Here is a 26,716-nt window from a genome sequence, read left to right as displayed (position 1 = left end):
CGGTTACATTCCGAACCCGGAAGCTAAGCTCTACAGCGCCGATGGTACTGCAGGGGGGACCCTGTGGGAGAGTAGGACGCCGCCGAACAATTTTTGGAGGACCCCTGGTCACCAGCGTACAGCTGGGACCAGGGGTCCTTTTGTTTTTCCAGGGCGCGCTGGGTACCCGGCTGCGCGAGAATTAACTTGCGGTACCGAAGACAGGAGTCACCGATGTCCACCAACTCTCCCGACGACCGACCGGAGCGCGACCAGCGGCGACGGGACAGTGGTGACCGTTCTGACCGCGGTGGCTATCGGGGCGGGCCCCGTCGCGGCAGCGAGCGCGGGGACCGTCCGGAGCGCGGCGGCCGGGGCGGTTTCCGCCGTGATGACCGTGACCGCGGCGGTTACGGCCGGGGGGACGACCGTGACCGCGGGTTCCGCAGGGACGGGGACCGCCCCTCGTTCCGCCGGGACGACCGCGACCGCAACGACCGTAACGACCGGGGGGATCGAGGCGACCGGCCGGAGCGCAGCGGCTTCCGTCGTGACGACAGCCGGGGCGAGCGGGGCGGTTTCGTCCGCCGCGATGACCGTAGGGACGATCGTCGTGACGATCGTCGTGACTACCGTCGCGATGACCGTCGTGACGACCGCAGGGTTGACCGCCGGGGCGAGCGCCGGGACGGTGACCGTTTCGGGTATCGGCGTGACGACGACCGGGGATCGCGTGGGGAGCGGGGCGGTTTCGTCCGCCGCGATGACCGCCGTGACGATCGTAGGGATGACCGCCGCGACGACCGTCGTGACGAGCGGCGGGACTTCCGTCGTGACGACAGCCGGGGTGAGCGGGGCGGCTTCGTCCGCCGCGATGACCGCCGCGATGACCGCCGTGACGATCGTAGGGACGATCGTCGTGATGACCGCCGGGACTACCGTAGGGACGACCGCCGCGACGAGCGGCGGGACTTCCGCCGTGACGAGCGGCGGGACTTCCGCCGTGACGACAGCCGGGGTGGCGAGCGCGGTGAGCGCGGTGGGTTCCGTCGCGACGACAACCGTGACAGCCGGCCCGAGCGGGGTGGATTCCGCGGGCGGGACGACCAGCGCGGTGAGCGCGGCGGGTTCCGTGGCCGTGACGAACGCGGCCGTGACGAGCGTGGCCGTGGTGGCTTCGGCCGGCGTGACGACCGTGGGGGACGTCCCGGGGGCTTCCGTGGACGCGACGACCGGCGGGACGACCGTCGTGACGACCGGCGCGGCGGAGGCCGGTTCCGGGATGACCGGGACCGGGACCGCGAGCCGATCAAGCGGCTGCCGATTCCCGAGGACGTCACGGGCGACGAGATCGACAAGGACGTACGGCAGGAGTTGCAGAGCCTGCCCAAGACGCTCGCGGACGACGTCGCCAGGAACCTGGTGATGGTGGCCCGGCTGATCGATGAGGACCCCGAGGCGGCGTACGGGTACTCCAAGGTGGCGCTGCGGCTGGCGTCGCGGGTCGCCGCGGTGCGGGAGGCCGCCGGGTTCGCGGCGTACGCGAGCCAGAAGTACAGCGAGGCGCTGGCCGAGTTCCGGGCCGCGCGGCGGATGACCGGTGCCGTGGACCTGTGGCCGCTCATGGCCGACTGCGAGCGGGGGCTCGGGCGGCCGGAGAAGGCGCTGGAGATGGCCGGGGCGCCGGAGGTGCACAAGCTGGACAAGGCCGGGCAGGTCGAGATGCGGCTCGTCGCGGCCGGCGCCCGGCGTGACATGGGGCAGCTGGACGCGGCCATCGTGACGTTGCAGAGCCCCGAGCTCGCCTCCAACGCCGTACAGCCGTGGACCGCTCGGCTGCGGTACGCCTACGCCGACGCGCTGCTGGCCGCCGGCCGGGAGGGCGAGGCGCGGGAGTGGTTCGCGAAGGCCGTGGAGTCCGACCGGGACGGCAGCACCGACGCGTCCGACCGGCTGGCCGAACTGGACGGTGTGGAGTTCGTCGACGCGCTCGACGAGAAGGCGGCCGAGGGTGAGCCCGCGGACGGCTCCGCCGCCGACGATGACAAGGACTGACGACACGGACTGACGGCACACACGAAAAGGGGCGGGACCCGGTAGAGGGTCCCGCCCCTTTTCGTGTGTCCGGGGTGCGGCGGTCAGAGGTCCAGGGCGCGCAGCACCAGGCCGGAGGCGGGCTTCGGGCCGAACGACGTCGACTTGCGGGGCATCGTGACGCCCTGTCGGGCGAGGTCGCGGACGACCTCCTCGCGGACCGGGTGCATCAGGACCCCCGTACCGCCGTCGCGTTCCGCCTTCTCCACGGTCGCCGCGGTGTCGTGGATGTAGGCGATGTGGGCCGGGGAGTCCTCCGGGACACGCCAGAGGTGGGGCAGGAGCGTGGCGTGCAGGACCGTGGCGTCCAGGGTGCGCCAGGCCGCCGGGCGGTCGGCGGGGACCGTGCGGGCCAGCAGGGCCGGGTCCGGGCGGTCGACGAGATGGAAGGAGCCGTCGCCGGCGAGGAGGAAGGCGTTGCCCGTGCCCGCCGCGTCGGCGAGGGACGTCAGGGCCTCGGCCAGCGGAACGTCGAGGCGGCGGACGCGGAAGCGGCCCTCCAGGGCGGCCACCGCGTCCGCGACCGGCAGGCCGTGCAGAAGGCGGTGGATGGCGCGGACGCGCAAGGGGTAGCGGGCCGTGTCGACCAGGAGGACCAGGCCGTGGTCCCAGGGGCTGGGGGAGGGGTGCTCCGCGCGGAGCCTGCGGTAGGTGGCCCAGCGGTGGTGGCCGTCGGCGATCAGCGCCTGCTGCCGGGCCAGGTCGCTCTGGACGCGGGCCACGTCGCCGGGGTCGGTGACGGCCCACAGGCGGTGGCAGAAGCCGTCGTCCGTCGTGGTCGACAGCAGGGGCGGCCGGCCGGCGGTCCGCTCCACGAGGGCGGCCGTCTCGGCGGCCGTGCCGTCACCGCGGTAGGTCAGGAGCAGGGGCTCCAGGTTGGCCGAGGTCGCGCGCATCAGGGCGGCCCGGTCGGCGACGACGTGCGGCATGACGTCCTCGTGCGGCAGGACCAGCTTCTCGGCGGGCTCCGAGATCCGCAGGGCGCCGATGACGCCGCGCTGGAGCATCCCCGCGCCGTCGCGCTGCTCGTAGACGTACAGCCCCGGTTCGGGGTCGGCGGTCAGGATGCCGTCGGCCAGCCAGCGGCGCAGGGTGCGGGCGGCCTGTTCGTTGCGGGCGGCGGGGGTGGCGGCCTGGGGCAGGATCAGGCGGACGATGTTGTGCGGGTCGGCGGATTCGAGCTGGTGCAGGCCGTCGGGGCGGACCACGACGTCGTACGGCGGGGAGGTCACGGCGGCCAGGCTGCCGACCCGGTCGGGGTCGTAGCGAAGGCCCCGGAACGGGGTGAGTTCGAGGCCCTGGCGCGCCGTTGCCTCCGACTGACCTGCTGTGTTCCTCCCGGCGTCCATCCCGGCATCGTACGTGGGCCGGTGGCATGGGGGATGATCGGGGGAAAGGCCGTCGAACGAGGAGCGATGCGGAATGAGCCGGAGCGTCAGGACGAGGCCCGAGGGCAGTGGGCAGGCCCTGAGCGAGGCGTACGACACGGCGCTGCTCGACCTGGACGGAGTCGTCTACGCGGGCGGGAACGCGATCGCGCACGCCGTCGACTCGCTCGCCGCGGCCCGCGCGGGCGGCATGCATCTGGCGTACGTCACCAACAACGCGCTGCGGACGCCGGACGCGGTCGCCGGGCACCTGACCGAGCTGGGCATACCGACCGGGGCGGACGACGTCATCACCTCGGCGCAGGCGGTGGCGCGGCTGATCGCCGAGCAGGTGCCGCCGGGGGCCCGGGTGCTGGTGATCGGCGGGGAGGGGCTGCGGGTGGCGCTGCGGGAGCGCGGGCTGGAGCCCGTGGAGACCGCCGACGACGACCCGGTCGCGGTGGCGCAGGGGTACGGCGGTCCGGAGCTGCCGTGGGGCCGGTTCGCCGAGGCGTGTTACGCCATCGCGCGGGGGGTGCCCTGGTACGCGTCCAACACGGACCTGACGATCCCCGGCGCGCGCGGTATCGCGCCGGGCAACGGCGCGGCCGTGGAGGTCGTGCGCATCGCGACCGGCGCCACCCCGCAGGTCGCGGGCAAGCCGCTGCCGCCGATGCACCGGGAGACGATCCTGCGGACGGGCGCGCGGCGGCCCCTGGTGGTGGGGGACCGGCTGGACACCGACATCGAGGGCGCGTTCAACGGGGACGTCGACTCGCTGCTCGTCCTGACCGGCGTCACCGACGCGGCCCAGCTGCTCGCCGCGCCGCCGCAGCACCGGCCGACATACGTCGACGCCGACCTGCGGGGGCTGCTCACCGCGCAGCCGGAGATCGCCGGGGAGACGGACGGCGGCTTCCGGTGCGGCGGCTGGACGGCGTCGGCGGGCGCGGAGCAGCTGGTGCTGGAGGGCGACGGCGGGACCCTGGACGGGCTGCGCGCGCTGTGTGCGGCGGCCTGGACGGCGGCCGGGGACGGTGGGTGCGCGCTGGAGGCGGGGAAGGCGCTGGCGCGGCTGGGATTCTGAGGCCGGCGGGAGGTCCCGTACCGGGGCGGTCGGTCACGGGTGGTCCGGCACGGGGGGGCGTCGGGCGGCACGGCGGCGTACGGTGCCCGGGCGGGCGCCGCACGCGGTGGATGGCGGGCTCTTTCCGTCACAGGAGCCGTCTCCTGCGGGCGCTGGGGATCGTGAACCAATGCGAGGGTAGGCTAACCTAACTGCGTGTTGGTCGACAGTCCTCCCGAACAGCGCGCGGAGACCGCCCCCGCGCCCCCGAAACGCCGGGCGATGCGTGCCTTCGGGCTGCTCGTCTCCGTGGCGCTCCTGGTCCTCGTCGCCCTGGCGAGCATCGCGATCGGCGCGAAGGAGCTCTCCCTCGAACAGGTCTGGCACGGCTTGTTCCACGGCTCGGGCGGCTACGGCGACGTCGTGGTGAGCGAGCGGCTGTCGAGGACCGTCCTCGGACTGCTCGCCGGAGCCGCGCTCGGCCTGTCCGGCGCGGTGCTCCAGGCGCTGACCCGCAACCCGCTGGCCGACCCCGGACTGCTGGGCATCAACGCCGGCGCCTCCGCCGCGGTCGTCACCGCGATCACGTTCTTCGGCGTCAGCTCGCTGACGGGATATGTGTGGTTCGCGTTCCTGGGAGCGGCGGCTGTGGGGGCACTGGTGTGGTTCCTCGGCGGCAGCCGGGGGGCGACGCCGGTACGGCTCGCGCTCGCCGGTACGGCGATCAGCGCCGCGCTCTTCGGCTATCTGCAAGCCGTGATGATCATGGATAACGCGGCGCTGGGCGCGATGCGCTTCTGGACGGTCGGTTCGCTGTCCTCGGCGACCGACAAGACCATCGTGCAGGTGCTGCCGTTCTTCGTGGTCGGCTCGGTGCTGGCGCTGAGCCTCGCCCGGCCGCTGAACGCCATGGAGATGGGCGACGACACCGCCAAGGCGCTCGGCGCCAACCTCAACCGCACCCGGGCGCTGGCCATGCTGGCCGCGACGGTGCTGTGCGGCGCGGCGACCGCGGCGTGCGGGCCGATCGTGTTCGTGGGGCTGATGGTGCCGCACGTCGTCCGCTCCTTCACCGGGCCCGACCTGCGCTGGATCCTGCCGTACGCCACGATCCTGTCGCCCGTGCTGCTGCTCGGCGCCGACGTCCTCGGGCGGATCGTCGCGCGGCCCGCGGAGCTCCAGGTCGGCATCGTGACCGCCGTCATCGGCGGCCCGGTGTTCATCTTTCTCGTACGACGGCGGAGGACGGCCCAGCTGTGAAGACCAACCGTGCCGTGCGGACCCCCGGCGGGCTCTCGCTCCGCCTCGATCTGCGCGCCGTGACCGTCGTCGTCCTGCTGCTGGCCGCCGCGCTCGCCGCGAGCGTGGTGCTGATCGGCACCGGCGACTTCCCGATCCCGGCCTCCGACGTGCTCAAGACCCTCCTCGGCCAGGGCAATCCGGGCCAGGAGTTCATCGTCAACGAGCTGCGGCTGCCCCGCGTCCTGGTCGGCCTGCTGGTCGGTGCCTCGCTGGGGCTGGGCGGCGCGCTGTTCCAGGCCATCTCCCGCAATCCGCTGGGCAGCCCGGACGTGCTCGGTCTCGGGCAGGGCGCGACGGCCGGCGCGCTCACGGTGATCGTGCTGCTGTCCGGGGGCGCGGCGCAGGTGACGGCCGGTGCGCTGGTGGGCGGCCTGGTGACCGGATTCGCCATCTACGTGCTTGCCTGGAAGCGAGGTGTGCACGGTTACCGGCTGGTTCTGGTCGGTATCGGTGTGAACGCGATCGTCACGGCGATCAACGGCTATCTGCTCACCAAGGCCGACATCGTCGACGCCGCCCGCGCGGTGGTGTGGATGACCGGATCCCTCAACGGCCGCGGCTGGGACCAGGTGTGGCCGCTGCTGGCGCTGTGCGCCGTCCTCGTGCCGCTGGTCCTCGCCAACGCGCGGGGCCTGCGGATGATGGAGATGGGCGACGACATCTCCCACGCGCTCGGTGTGCGCGTCGAGCGGGTGCGGATGCTGCTGCTGGTCGCCGCCGTCCTGCTCACGGCGTCCGCCACCGCCGCCGCCGGGCCGGTCAGCTTCGTCGCGCTCACCGCACCGCAGCTCGCCCGGCGCCTGACCCGCTCGCCCGGCCCCAATCTGCTGCCGTCCGTGTGCATGGGCGCCGCCCTCCTGGTCACCGCCGACTGGGCCTCGCAGCGGGCCTTCGGCGCCGACCAGCTGCCGGTGGGCGTGGTCACCGGAGTCCTCGGCGGCGCCTACCTGCTGTGGCTGCTGGTCACCGAGCGGAAGAAGGGCCGGATATGAGCGCCCGGACCAGTGCCGGCAGCGGGCTGAACAACCGAAGGAGCACCGTGAACCGTCTGTCCGCCGAGAACGTCACCCTCGCCTACGACCAGCGCGTCATCGCCGAGCAGTTGTCGGTGGAGATACCCGACAACTCCTTCACGGTGATCGTCGGCCCCAACGCGTGCGGCAAGTCCACGCTGCTGCGGGCCCTGTCGCGGATGCTCAAGCCCAGCCAGGGCCGGGTGCTGCTCGACGGGCAGGTCATCCAGTCGATGCCCGCCAAGAAGGTCGCGCGCACCCTGGGCCTGCTGCCGCAGTCGTCGATCGCGCCCGACGGGATCACCGTCGCCGACCTCGTCGGCCGGGGCCGCTACCCGCACCAGGGCATCCTGCGCCAGTGGTCCACCGAGGACGAGCGGGTCGTCCAGGAGTCCATGCGGCAGACCGGCGTCGCCGAACTCGCCGAGCGGTACGTCGACGAGCTCTCCGGCGGCCAGCGGCAGCGGGTGTGGATCGCGATGGCGCTCGCCCAGCAGACGCCGCTGCTGCTGCTCGACGAGCCGACGACCTACCTCGACATCCAGCACCAGATCGACGTGCTCGACCTGTGCGCGCAACTCCACGAGGAACAGGGGCGCACCCTGGTCGCCGTCCTGCACGACCTCAATCACGCCGCCCGGTACGCCACCCACCTCATCGCCCTGCGCGGCGGCAAGGTGATCGCCCAGGGCGCGCCGAACGACATCGTCACGGCCGAGCTGGTCCAGGAGGTCTTCGGCCTGCGCTGCCAGGTGATCGACGACCCGGAGACGGGAACGCCGCTGATCGTGCCGGCCGCGCGCAAGGCGCGCACGACAGCCGGCGCCACCGCCGGGGCCGGGGCCGGGGCCGGGAAGGTGGCGGCTACAAGAGCTTCCTGAGGCGGAACAGGTCGCGCAGGCCGGCTTCCAGCTTCACCCGGCCCGAGCCCCACGCCTTCGCGAAGTTCAGCTCGCCGTCGACCAGCGCCAGCAGGTCGTCCCCGGCCAGGGCCAGTCTGATCTGGGCCTTGTCGCGCGGCGGCCCGCGGAAGGTGTCGTCCACCTCGATCCGGCCGTCCACGAGACGGCCGGCGAAGGTGACGTCGAGATCCTTGATGTGGCAGCTCACCGAACGGTCCAGGGCCGCGGCCTCGCGGACGTCCCCTTCGGTGTTCTGCATGTTGTCCGAAAGTCTGCCGAGTGCGGCGCGGCACTCCTCGATCGTGGCCATCGCGACCGACGTTACCCCAGCGGTTCGCGGTAGCGTCGGGGCATGGACGACGCAGTTCACGAGACCGAGGCCGCCCGGGCCGAGACCCAGGGGGAGGCGGACGCGGAGCACGCCCCCCGCGGCCCCGCTCCGCTGCGCGTCCCCCGCACCCCGACCGGTGACGCCGGGGTGGACGCCCTGCTGGAGCGGCTGGCCGACGCCGACCACCTCGCCACGGACGGACACGTCGAGGTGTACGAGGATGTACACCGGGGGTTGCGCGACGCGCTGACCGCGCTCGACGCCCGCCCGGGACCGCCGGTACCCGCCGGTCACCCGGGCACCACCCCCGACCGGGGCCCTTCGGGCCACGCACCACACTCGACGCACGACCGCAGGAGCTGAACCGAACGTGGCAGGAGTCGCACGCCGCCGTCTCGACGCGGAGCTGGTCCGCCGGAAGCTCGCGCGCTCGCGCGAGCACGCCAGCCAGCTGATCGCCGCCGGGCGGGTCACCGTGGGCAAGACCGTCGCGACCAAGCCGGCCACCCAGGTGGAGACCGCCGCCCCGATCGTGGTGGCGGCCGACGACAGCGACCCCGACTACGTCTCCCGCGGCGGGCACAAGCTCGCCGGGGCGCTCACGGCGTTCGTGCCGCGGGGCCTGGCCGTCGAGGGCCGGCGGGCGCTGGACGCCGGTGCCTCCACGGGCGGCTTCACCGACGTCCTGCTGCGCGCGGGCGCCGCGCACGTCGTCGCCGTCGACGTCGGGTACGGACAGCTCGCCTGGTCGTTGCAGAGCGACGAACGCGTCACCGTCAAGGACCGCACGAACGTGCGCGAACTGACGCCGGAGGCGATCGACGGGGAGCTCGTGGACCTCGTCGTGGGGGACCTGTCCTTCATCCCGCTCGGACTGGTGCTGCCCGCCCTGGCGCGGTGCGCGAAGCCGGACGCCGACCTGGTGATGATGGTCAAGCCCCAGTTCGAGGTGGGGAAGGAGCGGCTGGGTAGCGGCGGAGTCGTCCGCAGCCCCGAGCTGCGGGCCGAGGCCGTGCGGGGCGTCGCCGGCAAGGCGTGGGAACTGGGGCTCGGCGTGAGGGGGGTCACCGCCAGTCCGCTGCCCGGTCCCTCCGGCAACGTCGAGTACTTTCTGTGGCTGCGGGCCGGGGCACCCGAGGCGGACCCGGCCGACATCGACCGTGCAGTGGCGGAGGGGCCGCGTTGACACAGAACCGAGCTCGTACTGTTTTCCTGCTGGCCCACACCGGGCGGCCCGCGGCCGTGCGCAGTGCCGAGCTCGTGGTCAAAGGGCTGCTGCGCTCCGGGCTGGGGGTGCGCGTCCTGGAGGCGGAGGCGTGCGACCTGCCCCTGCCCGACGAGGTGCGGCTGGTCAAGGAGGCCACCCCGGAGAGCCTCGACGGGTGTGAGCTGCTCATCGTGCTGGGCGGTGACGGCACGCTGCTGCGCGGTGCCGAGTTCGCCCGCGCCTCCGGGGTGCCGATGCTCGGCGTCAACCTCGGGCGGGTCGGCTTCCTCGCGGAGGCCGAGCGGGACGACCTCGACCAGGTCGTCGAGCGGGTGGTGAGCCGGGCGTACGAGGTCGAGGAGCGGATGACCGTCGACGTCGTCGTCCACCGCAACGGCGACGTCGTGCACACCGACTGGGCGCTGAACGAGGCGGCCGTGCAGAAGGTGTCCGCCGAGAAGATGCTCGAAGTCGTGCTGGAGATCGACGGGCGGCCGGTGACGGGGTTCGGCTGCGACGGGATCGTGTGCGCGACGCCGACCGGTTCGACCGCCTACGCGTTCTCCGCGGGCGGGCCGGTGGTGTGGCCGGAGGTCGAGGCGCTGCTGATGGTGCCGATCAGCGCGCACGCGCTGTTCGCCAAGCCGCTCGTGACCTCGCCGGACTCCGTGCTGGCCGTGGAGGTGCTGCCGCACATCCCGTCCGGGGTCCTGTGGTGCGACGGACGGCGGACCGTCGAGCTGCCGCCCGGGGCCCGGGTGGAGGTGCGGCGGGGAGCGGTGCCGGTGCGGCTGGCCCGGCTGCACCACTCCTCGTTCACCGACCGGCTGGTGGCCAAGTTCGCGCTGCCGGTGTCCGGATGGCGCGGGGCGCCGCACTAGGGGCCTCCACGGGGCGTGGCCGGTCGTGCCCTCAGCCCGCCCCGGAGGGGCGTCCACTCGCCCGGGTGACAAAGGCGGGCCGGTCGCACTCCCCCGCCCGGACCTCGTAAGGTCATGTCCGTGTTGGAGGAGATGCGGATACGGTCGCTCGGAGTGATCGACGACGCGGTCGTCGAGCTGTCGCCCGGCTTCACCGCCGTCACCGGTGAGACGGGCGCGGGCAAGACCATGGTGGTCACCAGCCTCGGATTGCTGCTGGGCGGGCGCGCCGACCCGGCCCTGGTGCGGATCGGCGCCAAGAACGCGGTCGTGGAGGGGCGGATCGCCGTACCCGCCGGTGCCTCCGCCGTCGTACGGGCCGAGGAGGCGGGCGCCGAGCTGGACGACGGGGCACTGCTGATCAGCCGTACGGTCTCCGCCGAGGGACGGTCGCGGGCGCATCTGGGCGGCCGGTCGGTGCCCGTGGGGCTGCTCGCCGAGCTCGCCGACGAGCTGGTGGCCGTGCACGGGCAGACCGACCAGCAGGGCCTGCTCAAGCAGTCCCGGCAGCGGCAGGCGCTGGACCGGTACGCGGGCGACGCGGTCGCCGGGCCGCTCGCCAAGTACGCCGCGGCGTACAAGCGGCTGCGGACCGTCACCGCGGAGCTGGAGGAGATCACCACGCGCGCGCGGGAACGCGCCCAGGAAGCCGACATGCTGCGCTACGGGCTCGACGAGATCGCCGCCGTCGAGCCGCGCCCCGGCGAGGACGCGGAGCTGGCGGAGGAGGCGGAGCGGCTGGGGAACGCCGAGGCGCTGGCGTCGGCCGCGACCGCCGCGCACGCCGCGCTCGCGGGCGACCCGGAGGACCTGGAGGGCGTCGACGCGGCGACCCTCGTCGCGGGCGCCCAGCGCGCCCTGGACGCCGTACGGTCGCACGACCCGGCGCTGGCACCGCTCGCGGACCGGATCGCGGAGATCGGCATCCTGCTGCGCGATGTGGCGGGCGAGCTCGCCGGGTACGCCGACGACCTGGACGCCGATCCGCGGCGGCTGGCGGCCGTCGAGGAGCGGCGGGCCGCGATCAACGGGCTCACCCGGAAGTACGGCGAGGACGTCGCCGCCGTCCTGGAGTGGGCCGAGCGGAGCGCGGCCCGGCTGACCGAACTGGACGGCGACGACGAGCGGATCGGTGAGCTGACCGCCGAGCGGGACGCCCTCCGTGCCGAACTGGGCGGGCTGGCGCAGGCGCTGACGGACGCGCGGACGGAGGCCGCGGAGCGGTTCGCCGCCGCCGTCACGGCCGAGCTGGCCTCGCTGGCCATGCCCCACGCGCGCGTGTCGTTCGCCATCAGGCAGACCGAGGACCCCGAGGGCGTGGAGGTCGGCGGGCGCACGGTCGCCTACGGGCCGTCCGGCGTCGACGAGGTGGAACTGCTGCTCGCCCCGCACCCCGGCGCGCCGCCGCGGCCCATCGCCAAGGGCGCCTCCGGCGGTGAGCTGTCGCGTGTGATGCTGGCGGTCGAGGTCGTCTTCGCGGGAACCGACCCGGTGCCGACGTACCTGTTCGACGAGGTCGACGCCGGGGTCGGCGGCAAGGCGGCCGTCGAGATCGGGCGGCGCCTGGCCCGGCTGGCGAAGACCGCGCAGGTCGTGGTCGTCACGCATCTGCCGCAGGTGGCCGCGTTCGCCGACCGGCAGCTGCTGGTGGAGAAGACGAACGACGGGTCGGTGACCCGGTCCGGCGTGAAGGCCCTGGAGGGCGAGGAACGCATCCGCGAGCTGTCCCGGATGCTCGCCGGGCAGGAGGACTCCGAGACGGCCCGGGCGCACGCGGAGGAACTGCTGGCCACGGCGCGCGCGGACGTGTAGGACGCCCGGCGCGGCCCCGCGCGGCGGGCCCGGCGTTCCGTCCCGCGTGGCGGGTCCGGCATCCGTCCCGCGCGGCGGGGGCGCCCGCCGGGCAGGGCGAGGGGGGGGGCCGGCCGTGTGGCCGTGTCCCCGCCTCCCGGGACGGGTCCCGGGTGTCAGAGGCGCCTCGTAGGGTGGCCGGATGATCAGCCGCGCACCTGGAACCGGATCATCCTTCGGACTCGCCGCCGTGCTCACCCGGGCCGGCGTGACCGCGCTGCGCGCCGTCGCCCCGGGCGGGCGGGGGCGCTGGGAGCGGACCAACCACGCCGGCCGCACCGTCGCGCTGCACGCCGGGCCCGCGTGCGCCGTCGCGGCGGCCGTCGCGGCCGGGCGCGTCCGGCCGGCCGCCGGGCTCGCGGTGCTGGCCGCCGGTGCCTGCGGGGCGTACGACGACACGGCCGGGGCCGGCGATCCCCGGCGCGGCTTCCGGGCGCATCTGTCGGCGCTGCGGCAGGGCGAGGTCACCAGCGGCGCGGTGAAGCTGTTCGGGATCTCCGCGGCCGGGCTCGCCGCGGGCGCCCTGCTCAAGGAACGGGCGCTCGACAAGGTGCTGGCGGGTGTGGTGATCGCGGGAACCGCGCACCTCGTCAACCTCGTGGACGTACGGCCCGGTCGGGCCGCGGCCGCGGTGCTCGCGCTGGGAGCGCCGGGGCTGCCGCGGAAGGGCCCCGGGGCGCGGTGCGCGGCCGCCGCGATGGGAGCCGCCGCCGCCGTCCTCCCCGACGACCTCGGGGAACGCGAGATGCTCGGCGACACGGGCGCGCACGCGCTGGGCGCGGCCCTGGGGGCGGCGGTCGCCGTCTCGCGCGGGCGTGCCGGGCTGGCCGCGCACGCCGCCGCGCTGGTGGCCGCGGCGGTGTGCGGGGATCGGGTGAGCGCGGCCGCCCGGTGGGCCGGCCCGCGCGGGTGCGCGGGGTGAGCGTGGTGGTCCGCGGGGGCGGATGAGCCGGGTCGCGCGAGGGCGGGCGGGGCGGTCCCGGGCGGGGACCAGGCGCGGTGGCGGCGGGTCATGCCGTCCGGCACGGGGGTGTCCGGGGTGCGCGAGGTGAGCGGCGCCGTGCCACGGGAGCGGTGGAGTCGCGCGCGGATCGTCCCGTCTGGGGACGGCCGTTCGCCCCCTCACTCCTGTGGGTGACCCGGAGAGCCGTTCCGCCGGGGCTTCGCGGAGGCGGCGTTGCCGGAACAGCCCCGCGTCCTGGCATTCTTGGCAAAGGAGCCGGAGAAAAGCGCACGGTGCGCCCTGTCGCTCCATCCTTCTGTACGTTCTTCGTGTCCGCCCGACGCCGAACCAGGAGCCCCGGCCAGGTGACCCCCGTGAGCAGCCACGCACCGCACGGCCAGTCGCCGCTGCGCACCGTGCAGGTGCTGGGCGGCGGCAACGCCGGCAGCAGCGCCCACGTGCGCTCGCTGGCCGCGGGGCTCGTCGCACGGGGCGTGAAAGTGACGGTCTGCGCCCCCGTCGAGGCGGAACACGCCTACGACTTCACCGGCGCCGGCGCCGACCACGTGCACGTGCCGCGCAGCAGCGATCCGGTCGCCGTGGCCGCGCTGCGGACGGCCTGCGCCGACGCCGACCTGGTGCACGCGCACGGGCTGCACGCCTCCTTCCGCGCCGTGCTCGCCCTCGGCGGGCGCCGCGTGCGTACCCCGCTCGTCGTCACCTGGCACGACCGCGCCCACGCCGAAGGGCCGCGCGCCCAGCTGCTGCGCGTGCTGGAGCGGCGCGTGATGCGGGCCGCCACCGTGGTGCTCGGCACCACCTCCGACCTGGTCGACCGGGCACGGCGGACGGGCGCGCGGGACGCCCGCCTCGCCGCCGTCGCGCTCCCCGGCTCCCGCCGCCCCGCCCCCGGCGAGGACCCGGACGGGAGGCGTTCCAAGCTGCGGGCCGAACTGGGCGCGACCGGCCGCCCCCTGCTCGTCGCCGTCGGCTCCCTCGACCGGCACCGGGGCTACCACGTCCTGCTCGACGCCGCGCGCGCGTGGCGCCGCCTCGACCCGGTGCCGCTCGTCGTCGTCGCCGGGGAAGGACCGCTGCGCGCGGCGTTGCAGCGGAGGATCGAGGACGAGGGGCTGCCGGTCCGGCTCGTCGGCCGCCGCGACGACATCACCGACCTGCTCGCCGCGGCCGACCTCGCGCTGCTGCCGAGCCGCCGGGAAGCGCGTTCCCTCCTCGCCCAGGAGGCCCTCCACGCGCGCGTGCCGCTGGTCGCGACCGACGCCGGCGGCATCCCCGAACTCGTCGGTGACGCCGCCGAACTCGTGCCGTACGGGGACGCGGAGGCACTCGCCGAGGCCGTCGTCCGGCTCCTCGGCGACCCCGGGCGGCGGCAGGAGCTGCGGGAGAGGGGGACCCGGCAGGCGGCCACCTGGCCGACCGAGGACGAGACCGTCGCCCAAGTGCTCAGCGTGTACGACGAACTGACGCAGCTCCAGCCGTTCGTCTAGCCGTCCGCCGTCCGGAACGGGCCGGACCCCGCGAGCCCGGCGTGATCCGGAGGAGAGGCCCTGGCGGGGGCGCCCTCAGGGCACGTGCCGCCGGGCGCGCAGGGCCAGGCTCAACGCCAGCACCGTCTGCGGGTCGTCGAGGTCCGTGCCGAGCAACTCGCCGATGCGGGCGAGGCGGTTGTAGAGCGTCTGCCGGTTGAGGTGGAGCTCGCGGGCCGTCTCCGCCTTGCGGCCGGCGTGCGCCAGGTACGTCTCCAGGGTGGGCAGCAGGGGAGGTCTGGAGCGCCGGTCGTGGTCGCGCAGGGGACCGATCGCGCGGTCCACGAACGCCGCCAGGTCCGGGTGGTCGCGCAGCCGCCACAGCAGCAGGTCGATGTCGAGGCGGCGGGCATCGTACCACGGCCGGTCCGGCAGGCCCTGCGCCGCCGTCGCCGTCTCCGCCGCGTGCCGCAGCCCCGCCGAGGCCGCCGCCCAGCCGCCGGCCGGCCCGGCCACCACGACGGGCGGCTGGGCACCCGGCCGCCGCATCCCCGCCCGCTCCACGCCCGCCCGCAGCGCCGCCGCGACCCGGTCCGCGACCGCCGTCCGCTCCGACTCCGAGCGCAGACCGAGCAGCAGCGGCACGCGGCCCTCGACGGGCCGCACGCCCAGCAGGACGGGAACACCGACCGACGCCAGCTCCTCCGCGACCGCGCGCGCCAGCACCGCCCAGCCGCCCCCGGCGGGCGACAGGGCGTCGCCCAGCCGCATCACCACCGGCAGCAGCGGGCCGCCGCCCGGCTTGAAGCCGAGGACGCGGGCCTGGGCCGGGGCGTCCTCCGCCGCGATGCGGCCCTCGGCGAGGTCGGTGAGGAAGTCGCCGCGCCCGCGCGCCGCCAGCTCCTCCTCCTGGCGGGCCTGCATCAGCACCACGGCGAGGATGCCCGCCGCCCGCTCCGCCGCCATCCGGTGCACCGGGGCCAGGGGAGCCCGGACGGGCAGCAGCACGAGCCGCGCCCGGACCGGTCCGGAGCCGGGCCCGCCGCCGGGTACGTCGACCAGGACCGAGCCCGCGGGCGGCGGGGCGTCCTTGTGCTGGCCCCGCAGGCCCTCCCACACCTGGAGCGGGTCGGCGCCCTCGGGGCCCGCCCCGGCGGCGTACAGCAGCCGGCCGTCCGCCGTCTCCAGGAAGACCGGGTTGCCGCCGAAGTCGGCGAGGATGCCGAGCGCCCGGGGCACCCCGCCGCCGCCCAGCAGGGCCTCGGTGCAGCGGTGGTGGACCTCCTCGGCGCGCTGGAGCAGCGCGTAGTGGCCGTTGACGATCTCGGTGTGGATCTCCTCGGTGACCGTCACGAACGGCACCTCGCGGTGCAGTTGCACCAGGGGCAGGCCCGCCGTCCGGGCGGTGTCGACGAGGGCCGCGGGCAGACGCGTGAAACGCGGGCCCAGCTCCACCACCAGGGCCGCGATGCCCCGCTCGGCCAGGGCGCGCACGAACGCCCGCTGCTCGGCGGCGCGGGCGCCGAGGCCGTAACCCGTGGTCAGGAGCAGTTCGCCGCCCTTGAGCAGGGACGCGATGTTGGGCACCTCGCCCGCGTGCACCCAGCGCACGGTGCGGCGCAGCCGGTCCGCGCCCGCCAGCACCTCGGGCAGTCCGCTGCGCAGCCCGGGCAGTTCCAGGGCCCGCTGCACGGTGATCCCGGCGCCGTGGGTGTCGAATCCGCTGTCCGTGCCGCTGTTCATGGGCCGGACGCTACCGGCGCGCGTGCTGCGGGGACATCTCCGGGCGGTTACGGCGGCGATCACCGGGCCCTGGCACCCGACAGAGCGTCGCGCCCGGCGCCGGATCGCGCGACCCCGTGTCTGTTGTGGCGCACATCACGCCTCCGCCACACTGGCGCATCCGGACGAGGAGCCCGTTCCGATCTTCGGATTTCGTTGCGAAGGCATGTCACCAAGGCTGAGAGGGGCGGACATGGCAGATACACCCACGCGCGAGGTGCACCGGCTCAAAGCCGACTCGGTAGGGCTGGTGGGCGTGGTCTTCATGGCGGTCGCCACCGCCGCCCCGATCACCGCGATGACCGGCAACCTGCCCATCGCGGTCGGCTTCGGCAACGGCACCGGCGCGCCGGCCGGCTACCTCTTCGCCACGCTCGTGCTGACGGTGTTCTCCGTCGGGTACGTCGCCATGGCCCGCCGGATCACCGCCGCGGGCGCCTTCTACGGCTACATCTCGCACGGTCTGGGCCGGATCGCCGGCATGGCCTCCGGGATGCTCGCCGTGCTGGCGTACATCGTCTTCGAGGCGTCCATCGTCGGCGTCTTCTCCTACTTCGCGCAGACCACCGTGCACGACCAGCTCGGCATCGACCTGCCCTGGATCCTGTACGCGGCGGCGATGCTGCTGGTCACCGCGGTGCTGTCGTACTTCGACATCAACCTGACGGCGAAGGCGCTCGGCGTGATGCTGGTCGCCGAGACCGCCGTGCTGTTCGCCACCGCCACCGCCGTCCTGCTGCACGGCGGCGGCCCGGACGGCATCCCCGTCGAGCCGGTCGATCCGGTCAACGCCTTCACGGGCTCCTCCGCCGGGCTCGGCCTGTTCTTCGCCTTCTGGTCCTGGGTCGGCTTCGAGTCGACGGCGATGTACGGGGAGGAGTCCCGGAATCCCAAGCGCGTCATCCCGCGCGCGACGATCATCTCGGTCGTCGGCGTCGGCCTGTTCTACATCTACGTCTCCTGGATGACCATCGCCGGCAACGGCCTGAAGGGCTCGGTGGAGGTCTCCGCCGGCTCCAGCCCCCTGGACCTGTTCTTCGATCCGGCCCGCGCCTACATCGGAGCCTGGGCGGTCGACGCCTTCCAGTGGCTGCTGATCACCGGCTCGTTCGCCTGCGGCATGGCCTTCCACCAGTGCGCGGCCCGCTATCTGTACGCCATCGGCCGCGAGGGCTTCCTGCACCCGGCCCTGGGCCGCACCCACGCCCGGCACGGATCGCCGTACCTCGCCTCCTGCGTCCAGTCGGTCATCGCGTCCGTGCTGGTCGGGGCGTTCTGGCTGACCGGGCAGGACCCGTACGTCCACCTGTACACGCTGCTGGCGATCCTCGGCACGATGGCGATCCTCATCGTGCAGACGCTGTGCTCCTTCGCGGTCATCGGCTACTTCCGGAAGAACCACCCGGAGGACCGGCACTGGTTCCGCACCCTGACCGCCCCGCTGCTCGGCGGCATCGGCATGATCGCGGTGGTGGGGCTGCTGGTGGTGAACCTGGACACCGCGGCCGGCACGGCGGCCGGCTCGCTCTTCTTCGAGGCCGTCCCGTGGATCGTGGGGCTGGTCTTCTTCGGCGGCCTCGGGCTCGGACTGTATCTGCGGGCCCGGCGGCCGGAGCGCTACGAGATCATCGGCCGGATCGTCCTGGAGGACGCGGCCGAACGCACGGACGACGACGTGAAGGAAGCCCCCGCCCACGCCTGAGGAGCCCGCCATGTCCCGTACGCACGCCCTGCACGTCCTGCGCACCCTCGCCGCCGACCACACCGCCGCCCGCCGCCTCCGCCTGCCCGTGGCCGAGGCGCGGGACGTCCGCCGCCGCTCGGTGCTGAAGGGCGCCGCCGCCCTCGGGGCGGCCCCGACCGTCACCGCCGCGCCGCGAGCGGCCGCGGCCGCACGCGGCGCCGCCCCCCGCATCGCCGTCGTGGGCGCCGGCATCGCCGGCCTGACCGCCGCGCTCACCCTGCACGACGCCGGGTACCCCTGCACCCTCTACGAGGCCCATCCGGACCGGGTCGGCGGACGGATCCACACCCAGCGCGGCCACTGGGCCCACGGCCAGACCTCCGAGATCGGCGGAGAACTGATCGACACCGGCCACAAGAAGATGCTCGAACTGTGCCGCCGCTTCTCCCTGCCGGTCGAGGACTTCCTCGGCGGCGGCCCGAACGGCGCCGAGGAAGTCCTGTGGTTCGACGGCGCCTACTACCCGCGCGAGCGGGCCGAGGAGGACTTCAAGGAGGTCTACCAGGCCCTCCACCGCGACCTGAGGGACGCGGGCGAGGTGAGGTGGAACCGGACCACCGCGGCCGGTACGGCGCTGGACACCATGTCCCTGTACGACTGGATCGAGTCACGCGTCCCCGGCGGGCACGACTCCCGGCTGGGCCGCTTCTTCGACGCCGCCTACACCGTCGAGTACGGCGCCGACACCGCCGAGCAGTCCGCGCTGGCCCTGGTGCTGCTGATGGGCTACCAGACCAATCCCGGCAACTTCAACGTCTGGGGCCTGTCCGACGAGCGGTACCACATCGTCGGCGGCAACGACCGGCTCCCGCGCGCCATCGCCGGCGCCCTGCCCGAGGGAACGGTCCGGCACGGCTGGTCCCTGGAGGCCGTACGCGCGGGCGCCGACGGCACGCAGACGCTCACCTTCAGCGAGTCGGGAGCGGTGCGGACGGTCACCGCCGACCACACCGTGCTGTGCGTGCCGCTGCCGGTGCTGCAACGGATCGACCTCACCCGGGCCGGGTTCGACACCCGGATGCGGAACCTGCTGCGCGACGCCCGCATGGGGCACTGCACCAAGCTCACCATGCAGTTCACCTCCCGGCCCTGGCGGGGCACCGGCCCCTGGCCGGGCGTCTCGGCGGGCGACTGCTTCACCGACGCCCGCGTCCAGCAGACCTGGGACACCACCAAGATCCAGCCGGGCACCGGCGGCATCCTCATCCAGTACGGCGGCGGCAGCCTCGCCAAGGCGCTGGCACCGGCCGGGCCGTTCTCCTACGAGAGCGACCCGTACGTCGCCGGGCTGGCGAGGACGTACCTCAAGGAGATCGACGCGTTCTTCCCCGGCACGTCGGCGGCCTGGACGGGCCGGGCCCAGCTGTCCGCCTGGCATCTCAGCCCGTACGCGCTGGGCGCCTACTCGTACTGGCCGGTGGGCTATCTCCACCGGTACGCGGGCTACGAAGGCGCGGCGCAGGGCAACGTCCACATCGGCGGCGAGCACTGCTCGTACGACTTCCAGGGGTTCATGGAGGGCGGCGCCACCGAGGGGGAGCGGGCGGCGCGGGAGGTGATCGCCGCGCTGGGATGATCCGACGGCGGGGGTGCCCGGCGGCCGCGGTCCGCGGCCCCCGGGCACCCCCCCTCAGCCTCCGTACGCCCCCGAGGCCGTCAGCCTCAGGGCCGTGTCGATGAGCGGCACGTGGCTGAACGCCTGCGGGAAGTTGCCGACCTGGCGCTTCAGGCGCGGGTCCCACTCCTCGGCGAGCAGGCCGAGGTCGTTGCGCAGGGACAGCAGCTTCTCGAACAGCCGGCGGGCCTCGTCCACGCGGCCGATCATCGCCAGGTCGTCCGCCATCCAGAACGAGCAGGCCAGGAAGGCGCCCTCGTCGCCCGGGAGGCCGTCGACGCCCGCGCTGTCGCCCTCGGTCGGGTAGCGCAGGATGAAGCCGTCCGGCGTGGACAGTTCCCGCTGGATCGCCTCGATGGTGCCGATCACCCGCTTGTCGTCGGGCGGCAGGAAGCCCATCTGCGGGATCAGCAGCAGCGAGGCGTCCAGCTCCTGGGAGCCGTAGGACTGGGTGAAGGTGTTGCGCTCCTTGTCGTAGCCCTTCTCGCACACGTCCCGGTGGATGTCGTCGCGCAGCCGCTTCCAGCGTTCCAGCGGGCCGTCGGCGTCACCGGACTCGATCAGCTTGATGGTGCGGTCGACGGCGACCCAGGCCATCACCTTGGAGTGCACGAAGTGGCGGCGCGGGCCGCGCACCTCCCAGATGCCCTCGTCCGGGTCCTGCCAGTGGTCCTCCAGGTAGCGGATCAGCTTCAGCTGGAGCAGCGAGGCGTAGTCGTTGCGGGCCAGGCCCGTCATGTGCGCCAGGTGCAGGGCCTCGGTGACCTCGCCGTACACGTCGAGCTGGAGCTGGTGGGCGGCGCCGTTGCCGACCCGGACGGGGGCGGAGTCCTCGTAGCCGGGCAGCCAGTCCAGCTCCGCCTCGCCGAGCTCGCGCTCGCCGGCGATGCCGTACATGATCTGGAGGTTCTCCGGGTCGCCGGCCACCGCGCGCAGCAGCCACTCGCGCCAGGCGCGGGCCTCCTCGCGGTAGCCGGTGCGCAGCAGCGAGGACAGGGTGATCGCCGCGTCGCGCAGCCAGGTGTAGCGGTAGTCCCAGTTGCGCACGCCGCCGATCTCCTCCGGCAGGGAGGTGGTGGGCGCCGCGACGATGCCGCCGGTCGGGGCGTAGGTGAGGGCCTTCAGCGTGATCAGGGAGCGGATCACGGCCTCGCGGTAGGGGCCGTGGTACGTACAGTGCTCCACCCACTCGCGCCAGAACTCCTCCGTCGCCTCCAGCGACTGCTCCGGCTCCGGCAGCGGCGGCGCCTCCTTGTGCGAGGGCTGCCAGGAGATGGTGAACGCGATCCGGTCACCGGGCGTGACGGTGAAGTCCGCGTAGGTGGTCAGGTCCTTGCCGTAGGTCTCGGACTCCGTGTCGAACCACACGGAGTCCGGGCCGGCGACCGCGACCGTGCGCCCGTCGTGCTTGTGCACCCACGGCACCACCCGCCCGTAGCTGAACCGCATCCGCAGCTCCGACCGCATCGCCACCCGGCCGGAGACGCCTTCCACGATGCGGATCACCTGCGGGGCGCCGTCGCGCGGGGGCATGAAATCGGTCACGCGGACCGTGCCGCGCGGGGTGTCCCACTCGGATTCCAGGATCAGCGAGTCGCCCCGGTAGGAGCGCCGGTCGGCGGCCGGGGGCCGGGCGTCCGCGGCGTGGGCGGGCCCGAGCCGCCAGAAGCCGTGTTCCTCCGTGCCGAGCAGACCGGCGAAGATGGCGTGCGAGTCGAAGCGGGGCAGGCACAGCCAGTCGACTGTGCCGTCCCGGCAGACCAGGGCAGCGGTCTGCATGTCTCCGATGAGTGCGTAGTCTTCGATGCGCCCGGCCACGTGCAACTCCAGTCGAACGGCCACGTCACCCCGCGAGGGGGCGGTCGCTAGTGCGGTCAAGGGGTGGTTGTGATGCGTCGTTGAACAGTGAAGCAAAACAGCCGGCCGGCTGGGCGGCCGACCACTGTGAAGCCAAGAGACAATTGTTGCTCAACGAACTGACGAGCTCTCGTTGTTCCGGTACGGGAGGGCGTGGGGTGGTGCCGCGCAGCCGGCCGGGCTCGGCAGTGAATGTCCGAGCAGGATACGACGCACGCAGATGATCTGGGGGCCGCTCGGGGGAAGCCGTCTCCGCCGAACGGGTGAGCGCCGGAGATCTGCCGCGCCGGGGCCCCGCCCTGTGCCCGCGCGTGCGCGGAGCGTGGCCGGAAGCCATCGCCTCCGGGCGCTGATACGCTGGTAGCCCGTGGACCGGTGGGCGCCCCCGGAAGGAAAGAAACCGCAGGGGACCCCCGAACCGCAGCGACGGCACCGCCGGAAACCTCCGGCAGGAAGCCGCCCCGCACCCCCAGACAGCGACCACGGGAGCCCCCTCTTGGCCATGCCGCCCAAATCCTCGACGACCAAGCACATCTTCGTCACCGGGGGTGTCGCCTCCTCTCTCGGCAAGGGGCTGACCGCCTCCAGCCTCGGCATGCTGCTCAAGGCACGGGGCCTGCGCGTCGTGATGCAGAAGCTCGACCCCTACCTCAACGTCGACCCTGGCACGATGAACCCGTTCCAGCACGGCGAGGTCTTCGTCACCAACGACGGCGCCGAGACCGACCTGGACATCGGCCACTACGAGCGGTTCCTCGACCGCGACCTCGACGGCTCCGCCAACGTCACCACCGGCCAGGTCTACTCGACGGTGATCGCCAAGGAGCGCCGCGGCGAGTACCTCGGTGACACCGTGCAGGTCATCCCGCACATCACCAACGAGATCAAGCACCGCATCCGCCGCATGGCCACCGACGAGGTGGACGTCGTGATCACGGAGGTCGGCGGCACGGTCGGCGACATCGAGTCGCTGCCGTTCCTGGAGACCGTCCGCCAGGTCCGCCACGAGGTCGGCCGGGACAACGTCTTCGTGGTGCACATCTCGCTCCTGCCCTACATCGGCCCTTCGGGTGAGCTGAAGACCAAGCCGACGCAGCACTCCGTCGCCGCCCTGCGCAACATCGGCATCCAGCCCGACGCGATCGTGCTGCGCTGCGACCGTGAGGTACCCACGGCGATCAAGCGCAAGATCTCGCTCATGTGCGACGTCGACGAGGCCGCCGTCGTCGCCTGCCCCGACGCCCGCTCGATCTACGACATCCCGAAGGTCGTGCACGCCGAGGGCCTGGACGCCTACGTCGTCCGGAAGCTGGACCTGCCGTTCCGCGACGTGGACTGGACGACCTGGGACGACCTGCTCGACCGCGTCCACAACCCCGACCACGAGGTCACCCTCGCCCTGGTCGGCAAGTACATCGACCTGCCCGACGCCTATCTGTCGGTCACCGAGGCGCTGCGCGCCGGCGGCTTCGCCAACCGCGCCCGCGTGAAGATCAAGTGGGTCACCTCGGACGACTGCAAGACCCCGGCCGGCGCCAAGGCGCAGCTCGGCGACGTCGACGCCATCTGCATCCCCGGCGGCTTCGGCGACCGCGGCGTGCTCGGCAAGGTCGGCGCGATCAAGTACGCCCGGGAGAACAAGGTCCCGCTGCTGGGCCTGTGCCTGGGCCTGCAGTGCATCGTGATCGAGGCCGCCCGCAACCTGGCCGGCATCACCGACGCCAACTCCACCGAGTTCGACCCGGCCACCGCCCACCCGGTCATCTCCACCATGGCCGAGCAGCTCGACATCGTCGCCGGCGAGGGCGACATGGGCGGCACGATGCGCCTGGGCATGTACCCGGCCAAGCTGGCCGAGGGCTCCATCGTGCGCGAGGTCTACGACGGCAAGGAGTACATCGAGGAGCGGCACCGCCACCGCTACGAGGTGAACAACGCCTACCGCGCGGAGCTGGAGAAGAAGGCCGGCATCGTCTTCTCCGGCACCTCGCCGGACGGCAAGCTCGTCGAGTACGTGGAGTACCCGCGCGAGGTCCACCCCTACCTCGTCGCCACGCAGGCCCACCCGGAGCTGCGGTCGCGTCCGACCCGCCCGCACCCGCTGTTCGCCGGGCTGGTGAAGGCGGCCGTGGAGCGGCAGCAGGCCGGGCGGAAGATCGCCAAGTAGCGCGGCGGCGGTACGGTGGCCGGGGTGCCAACCTTCGAAAGGTGGGCACCCCGGCTGCGTTCGTACCGCGTACTTCTGCACATCTGGAAGGGTCTGGAAGGACAGGCATGACGATCAAGGACACCCGCGAGGAGTGGGAGATCCGGGCGACGGACATCCCCTTCCGGGGCAAGAAGACCTCCGTCCGCACCGACGACGTGGTCATGCCCGACGGCACGGTGGTGACCCGCGACTACCAGGTCCACCCCGGCTCCGTGGCCGTGCTCGCCCTGGACGACGCCGACCGCGTCCTGGTCATCCACCAGTACCGGCACCCCGTACGCCGCAAGCTGTGGGAGATCCCGGCCGGCCTGCTCGACGTCCCCGGCGAGAACCCGCTGCACGCCGCCCAGCGCGAGCTGTACGAGGAAGCCCACGTCAAGGCCGAGGACTGGCGGGTGCTGACCGACGTCTACACCACCCCCGGCGGCTGTGACGAGGCCGTGCGGATCTTCCTCGCCCGCGGTCTGTCCGAAGCCGAGGGCGAGCGCTTCGAGGTCGAGCACGAAGAGGCCGACATGGAGCTGAAGCGGGTTCCCGTCGCGGAGCTGGTCCGCGGGGTGCTCGCCGGGGAGTTGCAGAACAACTGCCTCGTCGTGGGCGTCCTCTCCCTGGTCGCCGCTCGCCAGGGCGACGGGTTCGACGCGCTGCGTCCGGCCCAGGCGCCGTGGCCGGCCCGTCCTTTCGCGTCCTGAGGCGTTCCGGGGAGGACGCCCGCGTCCTCCCCACCCACCGGTGTGACGATCTGCTGATCCGATCGGGGGACGTGCCCGCCGCGCTCCTCCCGGCCCGTCGCAGAGCGTGAACTAGGCTCGGAAAACGCCCGCACCGGAGTTCCGGCGGGCGTCGGCGTGCGGTGGGACCGGGAGTGTGGCCCGTGACGGATCAGGCGGTGGACACGGACGGCGTGCGGCTGTCGGGCGACATTGCCGGGGGCGCCGCGGCGGCGGGCGGCTTCCTGGGCCGCACCCGCGAGCTGAAGGAACTGCGCGCCGACATCGAGCGGGCCGGCCTGGACACCCTCTCCGGCCGCAAGGCCCCCCGCGCGCGCGTGCTGCTCATCGCCGGCCGGCCCGGCTCCGGCCGCACCACGCTCGCCGGGGAACTGGTCCGCCAGGTCGCCGGCCGCTACCCCGACGGAGTGCTGCGGGTCCGGCTGAGCGAGCCCGACGGCACCCGCGTCCCGGTCGAGTACGCCGCCCGGGAGCTGCTCACCGCGCTGGGCAGGCCCGCCCCGGCCGGCGCCGGCGCGGACGACCTGGCCGCGGCGCTGCGCACCGCCCTCGCCGGCCGCCGGGCGCTGCTGCTGCTCGACGACGCCGCCGACGCCGAGCAGGTCGACGCCCTGCTGCCGGACACCCCGGACTGCCTGGCCGTCGCCGTCTCCCGCGGCCCGCTCACCGGCATCGCCGACGTCCGCCCCTGCACCCTCGGCGGCCTCGACACCAAGTCGGGCGTGGAGCTGATCTCCCGGCGCATCGGCTCGGTCCGCATCACCGTCGACCCCCGGGCCGCCGAGAGCCTGGCCGAGCAGTGCCAGGGCCAGCCCGCCGCCCTGTCCCTGGCCGGCGGCTGGCTCGCCGCCCGTCCCAAGGCGGCCGTCGCCGACCTCGCCAAGCACCTGCGGTCCGCGGGCGACGAGGGGACCCCGCTCAGCCGCGTCTTCCACCTCGTCCACGCCTCCCTGCCCGGCCCCGCCGCCCGGATACTGCGACTGCTCGCCCTCGCCCCGGCCGGGCTGGTCGACCCGCACACCGCCTCCGCGCTGGCCGGCTGCTCGGTCACCGGCGCCCGCACCACCCTGGACGACTTCGTCGCCCTCGGCCTGTTGCGGGCGGTGGACTCGCCGCTGCCCGAGTACGAGGTCCCCGGCTGCCTGCACCCCCTGCTGCTGGCCCTGGCCGAGTCCCACGAGCGGCCCGCCGAGCTCCAGCTGGCGCGCGCCCGGATGCTGGAGCGGACGGTGCGGCTGCTCCAGGCGTGCCGGGCGATCACCGAGACGGACAGCCCGCAGGCCCGGGAGAAGCTCCACGGCATGCCGCCCTCCGTGCGCTTCGCCACGCCCCGGGCCGCCGCCGAGTGGCTGCGGCTGCGCCGGCCCGCGCTGCTGGCCGCCGCCCGCCTCGCGGTGGCCGACGGGGAGCTGGACACCCTGGCCCGGCGGCTGCTGTCGCAGCTGGTGCGGACGATGGTGGCCCACGTCGGCACCCAGGCCGCGGCTCCCGACCTGTACGGCGTCCACCGGCTCGTCCTCGATGTCGCCGAGCGGCGCGGGCTGCCCCGGGAGAAGGCCGCCGCCCTGCTGAATCTGGCCGACCTCGACGCCCGTACCGGCCGCACGGCCGAGGCGCTGGTGCGCTACCGGGCCGCGCTGGACGCCGGACGGGAGGCGAACGACCCCTACGCGACCGGCCGCGCGATGGAATCCGTAGGCGGTGCCCACCTGGAGCTCGGGGACTACGACCGGGCCGCCGACTGGTTCGGCCGCGCCCTCACCCAGCGGCTCGCCCGCGAGGAGCGCGCGGACGCCGCCCGGCTGTACGGGCGGATCGCCACCGCCCACACCTACGCGGGCCGCTACGGCGAGGCGCTGCGCAACTGGCGCGCGGCGGTCGCCGGGTACCGCAGGGAGGGCGATCTGGCCGCTCACGCACGGGCGTTGAGCGAACTGGCCCGGGTCCAGGAGTACGCCGGACGGTTCGAGGAGTCGCTGCGCACCTGCCAGGAGGCGGTGGAGTGGGCCCGCCGCGCCGAGGACGTGCGGCTCCAGGCGGCACTGCACCTGCGGCTGGCCGACACGCTGGACCACCTCGGCGACCCCGCGGCGGCCGGGCTGCACCGCGGCCGGGCCGAGCGGATGCTCGGCGAGGAGCTCCCAGAGGCCCTGTCCCGGGCCCCCGGGCCCCACGTGGGACCGGAACACGGAACTAACGCCTGCGAAATCCGCAGTACATCCGCTGAAGATTGACTCAATGAAAGGCTAGACAGCGGGAACGCCTTCATTAGACTGGCTCTGCCGCACGTTCTCCTGCGGTCTCTCCCGGTGTGCG

General features: G+C 73.9%; 21 protein-coding genes and 1 rRNA gene. 18 read left to right on the top strand and 4 right to left on the bottom strand.

Going from position 1 to position 26,716, the window contains the following annotated elements; genetic code table 11:
* The 3 genes from rrf to AB0L74_RS32350 form a co-directional block, all read left to right on the top strand.
* Positions 1-88: ribosomal RNA gene (rrf, locus tag AB0L74_RS32360) — 5S ribosomal RNA — on the top strand; the annotation flags it as partial.
* Between the two features lie 504 nt (positions 89-592).
* The gene (locus AB0L74_RS32355; protein WP_365660391.1) at positions 593-1,405 is read left to right on the top strand and encodes a hypothetical protein; all 813 of its coding nucleotides are present in this window, start codon (positions 593-595) and stop codon (positions 1,403-1,405) included.
* On the top strand, positions 1,297-2,034 hold the full coding sequence (locus tag AB0L74_RS32350) for a hypothetical protein (protein WP_365660388.1): 738 nt from the start codon (positions 1,297-1,299) through the stop codon (positions 2,032-2,034). The genes AB0L74_RS32355 and AB0L74_RS32350 overlap by 109 nt, the downstream gene beginning before the upstream one ends.
* An 83-nt stretch (positions 2,035-2,117) precedes the next feature.
* Here the strand turns inward: AB0L74_RS32350 and AB0L74_RS32345 are convergent, their stop codons facing one another.
* Positions 2,118-3,422, bottom strand: coding sequence for a DUF1015 domain-containing protein (locus AB0L74_RS32345; RefSeq protein ID WP_365660373.1), 1,305 nt, complete (start codon positions 3,420-3,422; stop codon positions 2,118-2,120).
* Positions 3,423-3,495: 73 nt separating this feature from the next.
* Between AB0L74_RS32345 and AB0L74_RS32340 the strand changes: the two genes are divergently transcribed.
* From AB0L74_RS32340 to AB0L74_RS32325, 4 genes are all read left to right on the top strand, one after another.
* Complete coding sequence (locus tag AB0L74_RS32340) at positions 3,496-4,527, top strand: HAD hydrolase-like protein (RefSeq protein WP_365660370.1); 1,032 nt, start codon at positions 3,496-3,498, stop codon at positions 4,525-4,527.
* Positions 4,528-4,722: 195 nt separating this feature from the next.
* Positions 4,723-5,766 carry an iron chelate uptake ABC transporter family permease subunit gene (locus AB0L74_RS32335; RefSeq protein ID WP_365660367.1) on the top strand — a complete coding sequence of 348 codons (1,044 nt, stop codon included), beginning with the start codon at positions 4,723-4,725 and terminating at the stop codon, positions 5,764-5,766.
* On the top strand, positions 5,763-6,800 hold the full coding sequence (locus AB0L74_RS32330) for an iron chelate uptake ABC transporter family permease subunit (RefSeq protein ID WP_365660364.1): 1,038 nt from the start codon (positions 5,763-5,765) through the stop codon (positions 6,798-6,800). The genes AB0L74_RS32335 and AB0L74_RS32330 overlap by 4 nt, the downstream gene beginning before the upstream one ends.
* On the top strand, positions 6,797-7,702 hold the full coding sequence (locus AB0L74_RS32325; RefSeq protein ID WP_365660361.1) for an ABC transporter ATP-binding protein: 906 nt from the start codon (positions 6,797-6,799) through the stop codon (positions 7,700-7,702). The genes AB0L74_RS32330 and AB0L74_RS32325 overlap by 4 nt, the downstream gene beginning before the upstream one ends.
* Here the strand turns inward: AB0L74_RS32325 and AB0L74_RS32320 are convergent.
* Positions 7,686-8,033, bottom strand: a complete 348-nt coding sequence (locus AB0L74_RS32320; RefSeq protein ID WP_365660358.1) for a sterol-binding protein — start codon at positions 8,031-8,033, stop codon at positions 7,686-7,688. The two genes, AB0L74_RS32325 and AB0L74_RS32320, sit on opposite strands and share 17 nt — an antisense overlap.
* A gap of 42 nt (positions 8,034-8,075) precedes the next feature.
* Here AB0L74_RS32320 and AB0L74_RS32315 point away from each other — a divergent pair, with 42 nt between their 5' ends.
* The 6 genes from AB0L74_RS32315 to AB0L74_RS32290 all read left to right on the top strand — a co-directional run bounded on the left by AB0L74_RS32315 (position 8,076) and on the right by AB0L74_RS32290 (position 14,483).
* Positions 8,076-8,417 carry a hypothetical protein gene (locus AB0L74_RS32315; RefSeq protein ID WP_365660355.1) on the top strand — a complete coding sequence of 114 codons (342 nt, stop codon included), beginning with the start codon at positions 8,076-8,078 and terminating at the stop codon, positions 8,415-8,417.
* A 7-nt stretch (positions 8,418-8,424) separates the two neighbouring features.
* Entirely contained in the window at positions 8,425-9,240 is an 816-nt protein-coding gene (locus tag AB0L74_RS32310; RefSeq protein ID WP_365660352.1) for a TlyA family RNA methyltransferase, read from the top strand.
* Positions 9,237-10,142 carry an NAD kinase gene (locus AB0L74_RS32305; RefSeq protein ID WP_365660349.1) on the top strand — a complete coding sequence of 302 codons (906 nt, stop codon included), beginning with the start codon at positions 9,237-9,239 and terminating at the stop codon, positions 10,140-10,142. The genes AB0L74_RS32310 and AB0L74_RS32305 overlap by 4 nt, the downstream gene beginning before the upstream one ends.
* Before the next feature lie 132 nt (positions 10,143-10,274).
* Positions 10,275-11,993: a DNA repair protein RecN gene (gene recN / locus AB0L74_RS32300; RefSeq protein WP_365660385.1), complete on the top strand. Its 1,719-nt coding sequence runs from the start codon at positions 10,275-10,277 to the stop codon at positions 11,991-11,993.
* 181 nt (positions 11,994-12,174) lie between these two features.
* Positions 12,175-12,954 (top strand): hypothetical protein, encoded by a 780-nt coding sequence (locus AB0L74_RS32295; RefSeq protein ID WP_365660346.1) that lies wholly within the window; start codon positions 12,175-12,177, stop codon positions 12,952-12,954.
* Positions 12,955-13,340: 386 nt separating this feature from the next.
* On the top strand, positions 13,341-14,483 hold the full coding sequence (locus AB0L74_RS32290; RefSeq protein WP_365660343.1) for a glycosyltransferase family 4 protein: 1,143 nt from the start codon (positions 13,341-13,343) through the stop codon (positions 14,481-14,483).
* A 75-nt stretch (positions 14,484-14,558) separates the two neighbouring features.
* Here the strand turns inward: AB0L74_RS32290 and AB0L74_RS32285 are convergent, their stop codons facing one another.
* On the bottom strand, positions 14,559-16,205 hold the full coding sequence (locus AB0L74_RS32285) for a PucR family transcriptional regulator (protein ID WP_365660340.1): 1,647 nt from the start codon (positions 16,203-16,205) through the stop codon (positions 14,559-14,561).
* 232 nt (positions 16,206-16,437) lie between these two features.
* On the opposite strand from AB0L74_RS32285, the gene AB0L74_RS32280 reads away from it, so the two are divergent.
* Positions 16,438-17,946: an APC family permease gene (locus tag AB0L74_RS32280; RefSeq protein ID WP_365660337.1), complete on the top strand. Its 1,509-nt coding sequence runs from the start codon at positions 16,438-16,440 to the stop codon at positions 17,944-17,946.
* 10 nt (positions 17,947-17,956) lie between these two features.
* Entirely contained in the window at positions 17,957-19,564 is a 1,608-nt protein-coding gene (locus AB0L74_RS32275) for an NAD(P)/FAD-dependent oxidoreductase (protein ID WP_365660335.1), read from the top strand.
* A 54-nt stretch (positions 19,565-19,618) separates the two neighbouring features.
* On the opposite strand, the gene AB0L74_RS32270 is transcribed toward AB0L74_RS32275, so the two are convergent.
* Positions 19,619-21,421 carry a glycoside hydrolase family 15 protein gene (locus tag AB0L74_RS32270; RefSeq protein ID WP_365660382.1) on the bottom strand — a complete coding sequence of 601 codons (1,803 nt, stop codon included), beginning with the start codon at positions 21,419-21,421 and terminating at the stop codon, positions 19,619-19,621.
* Positions 21,422-21,962: 541 nt separating this feature from the next.
* Between AB0L74_RS32270 and AB0L74_RS32265 the strand changes: the two genes are divergently transcribed.
* The 3 genes from AB0L74_RS32265 (at position 21,963) to AB0L74_RS32255 (ending at position 26,634) form a co-directional block, all read left to right on the top strand.
* Positions 21,963-23,627: a CTP synthase gene (locus tag AB0L74_RS32265; RefSeq protein ID WP_365660332.1), complete on the top strand. Its 1,665-nt coding sequence runs from the start codon at positions 21,963-21,965 to the stop codon at positions 23,625-23,627.
* Positions 23,628-23,734: 107 nt separating this feature from the next.
* Complete coding sequence (locus AB0L74_RS32260; RefSeq protein ID WP_365660329.1) at positions 23,735-24,361, top strand: NUDIX hydrolase; 627 nt, start codon at positions 23,735-23,737, stop codon at positions 24,359-24,361.
* 182 nt (positions 24,362-24,543) lie between these two features.
* Positions 24,544-26,634 carry a tetratricopeptide repeat protein gene (locus tag AB0L74_RS32255; protein WP_365660326.1) on the top strand — a complete coding sequence of 697 codons (2,091 nt, stop codon included), beginning with the start codon at positions 24,544-24,546 and terminating at the stop codon, positions 26,632-26,634.
* Positions 26,635-26,716 lie beyond the last annotated feature (82 nt).

The organism is Streptomyces sp. NPDC052020 (genome assembly GCF_040680575.1).
Lineage (GTDB): Bacteria > Actinomycetota > Actinomycetes > Streptomycetales > Streptomycetaceae > Streptomyces.
This window is presented reverse-complemented; position numbering and strand designations above follow the sequence as displayed.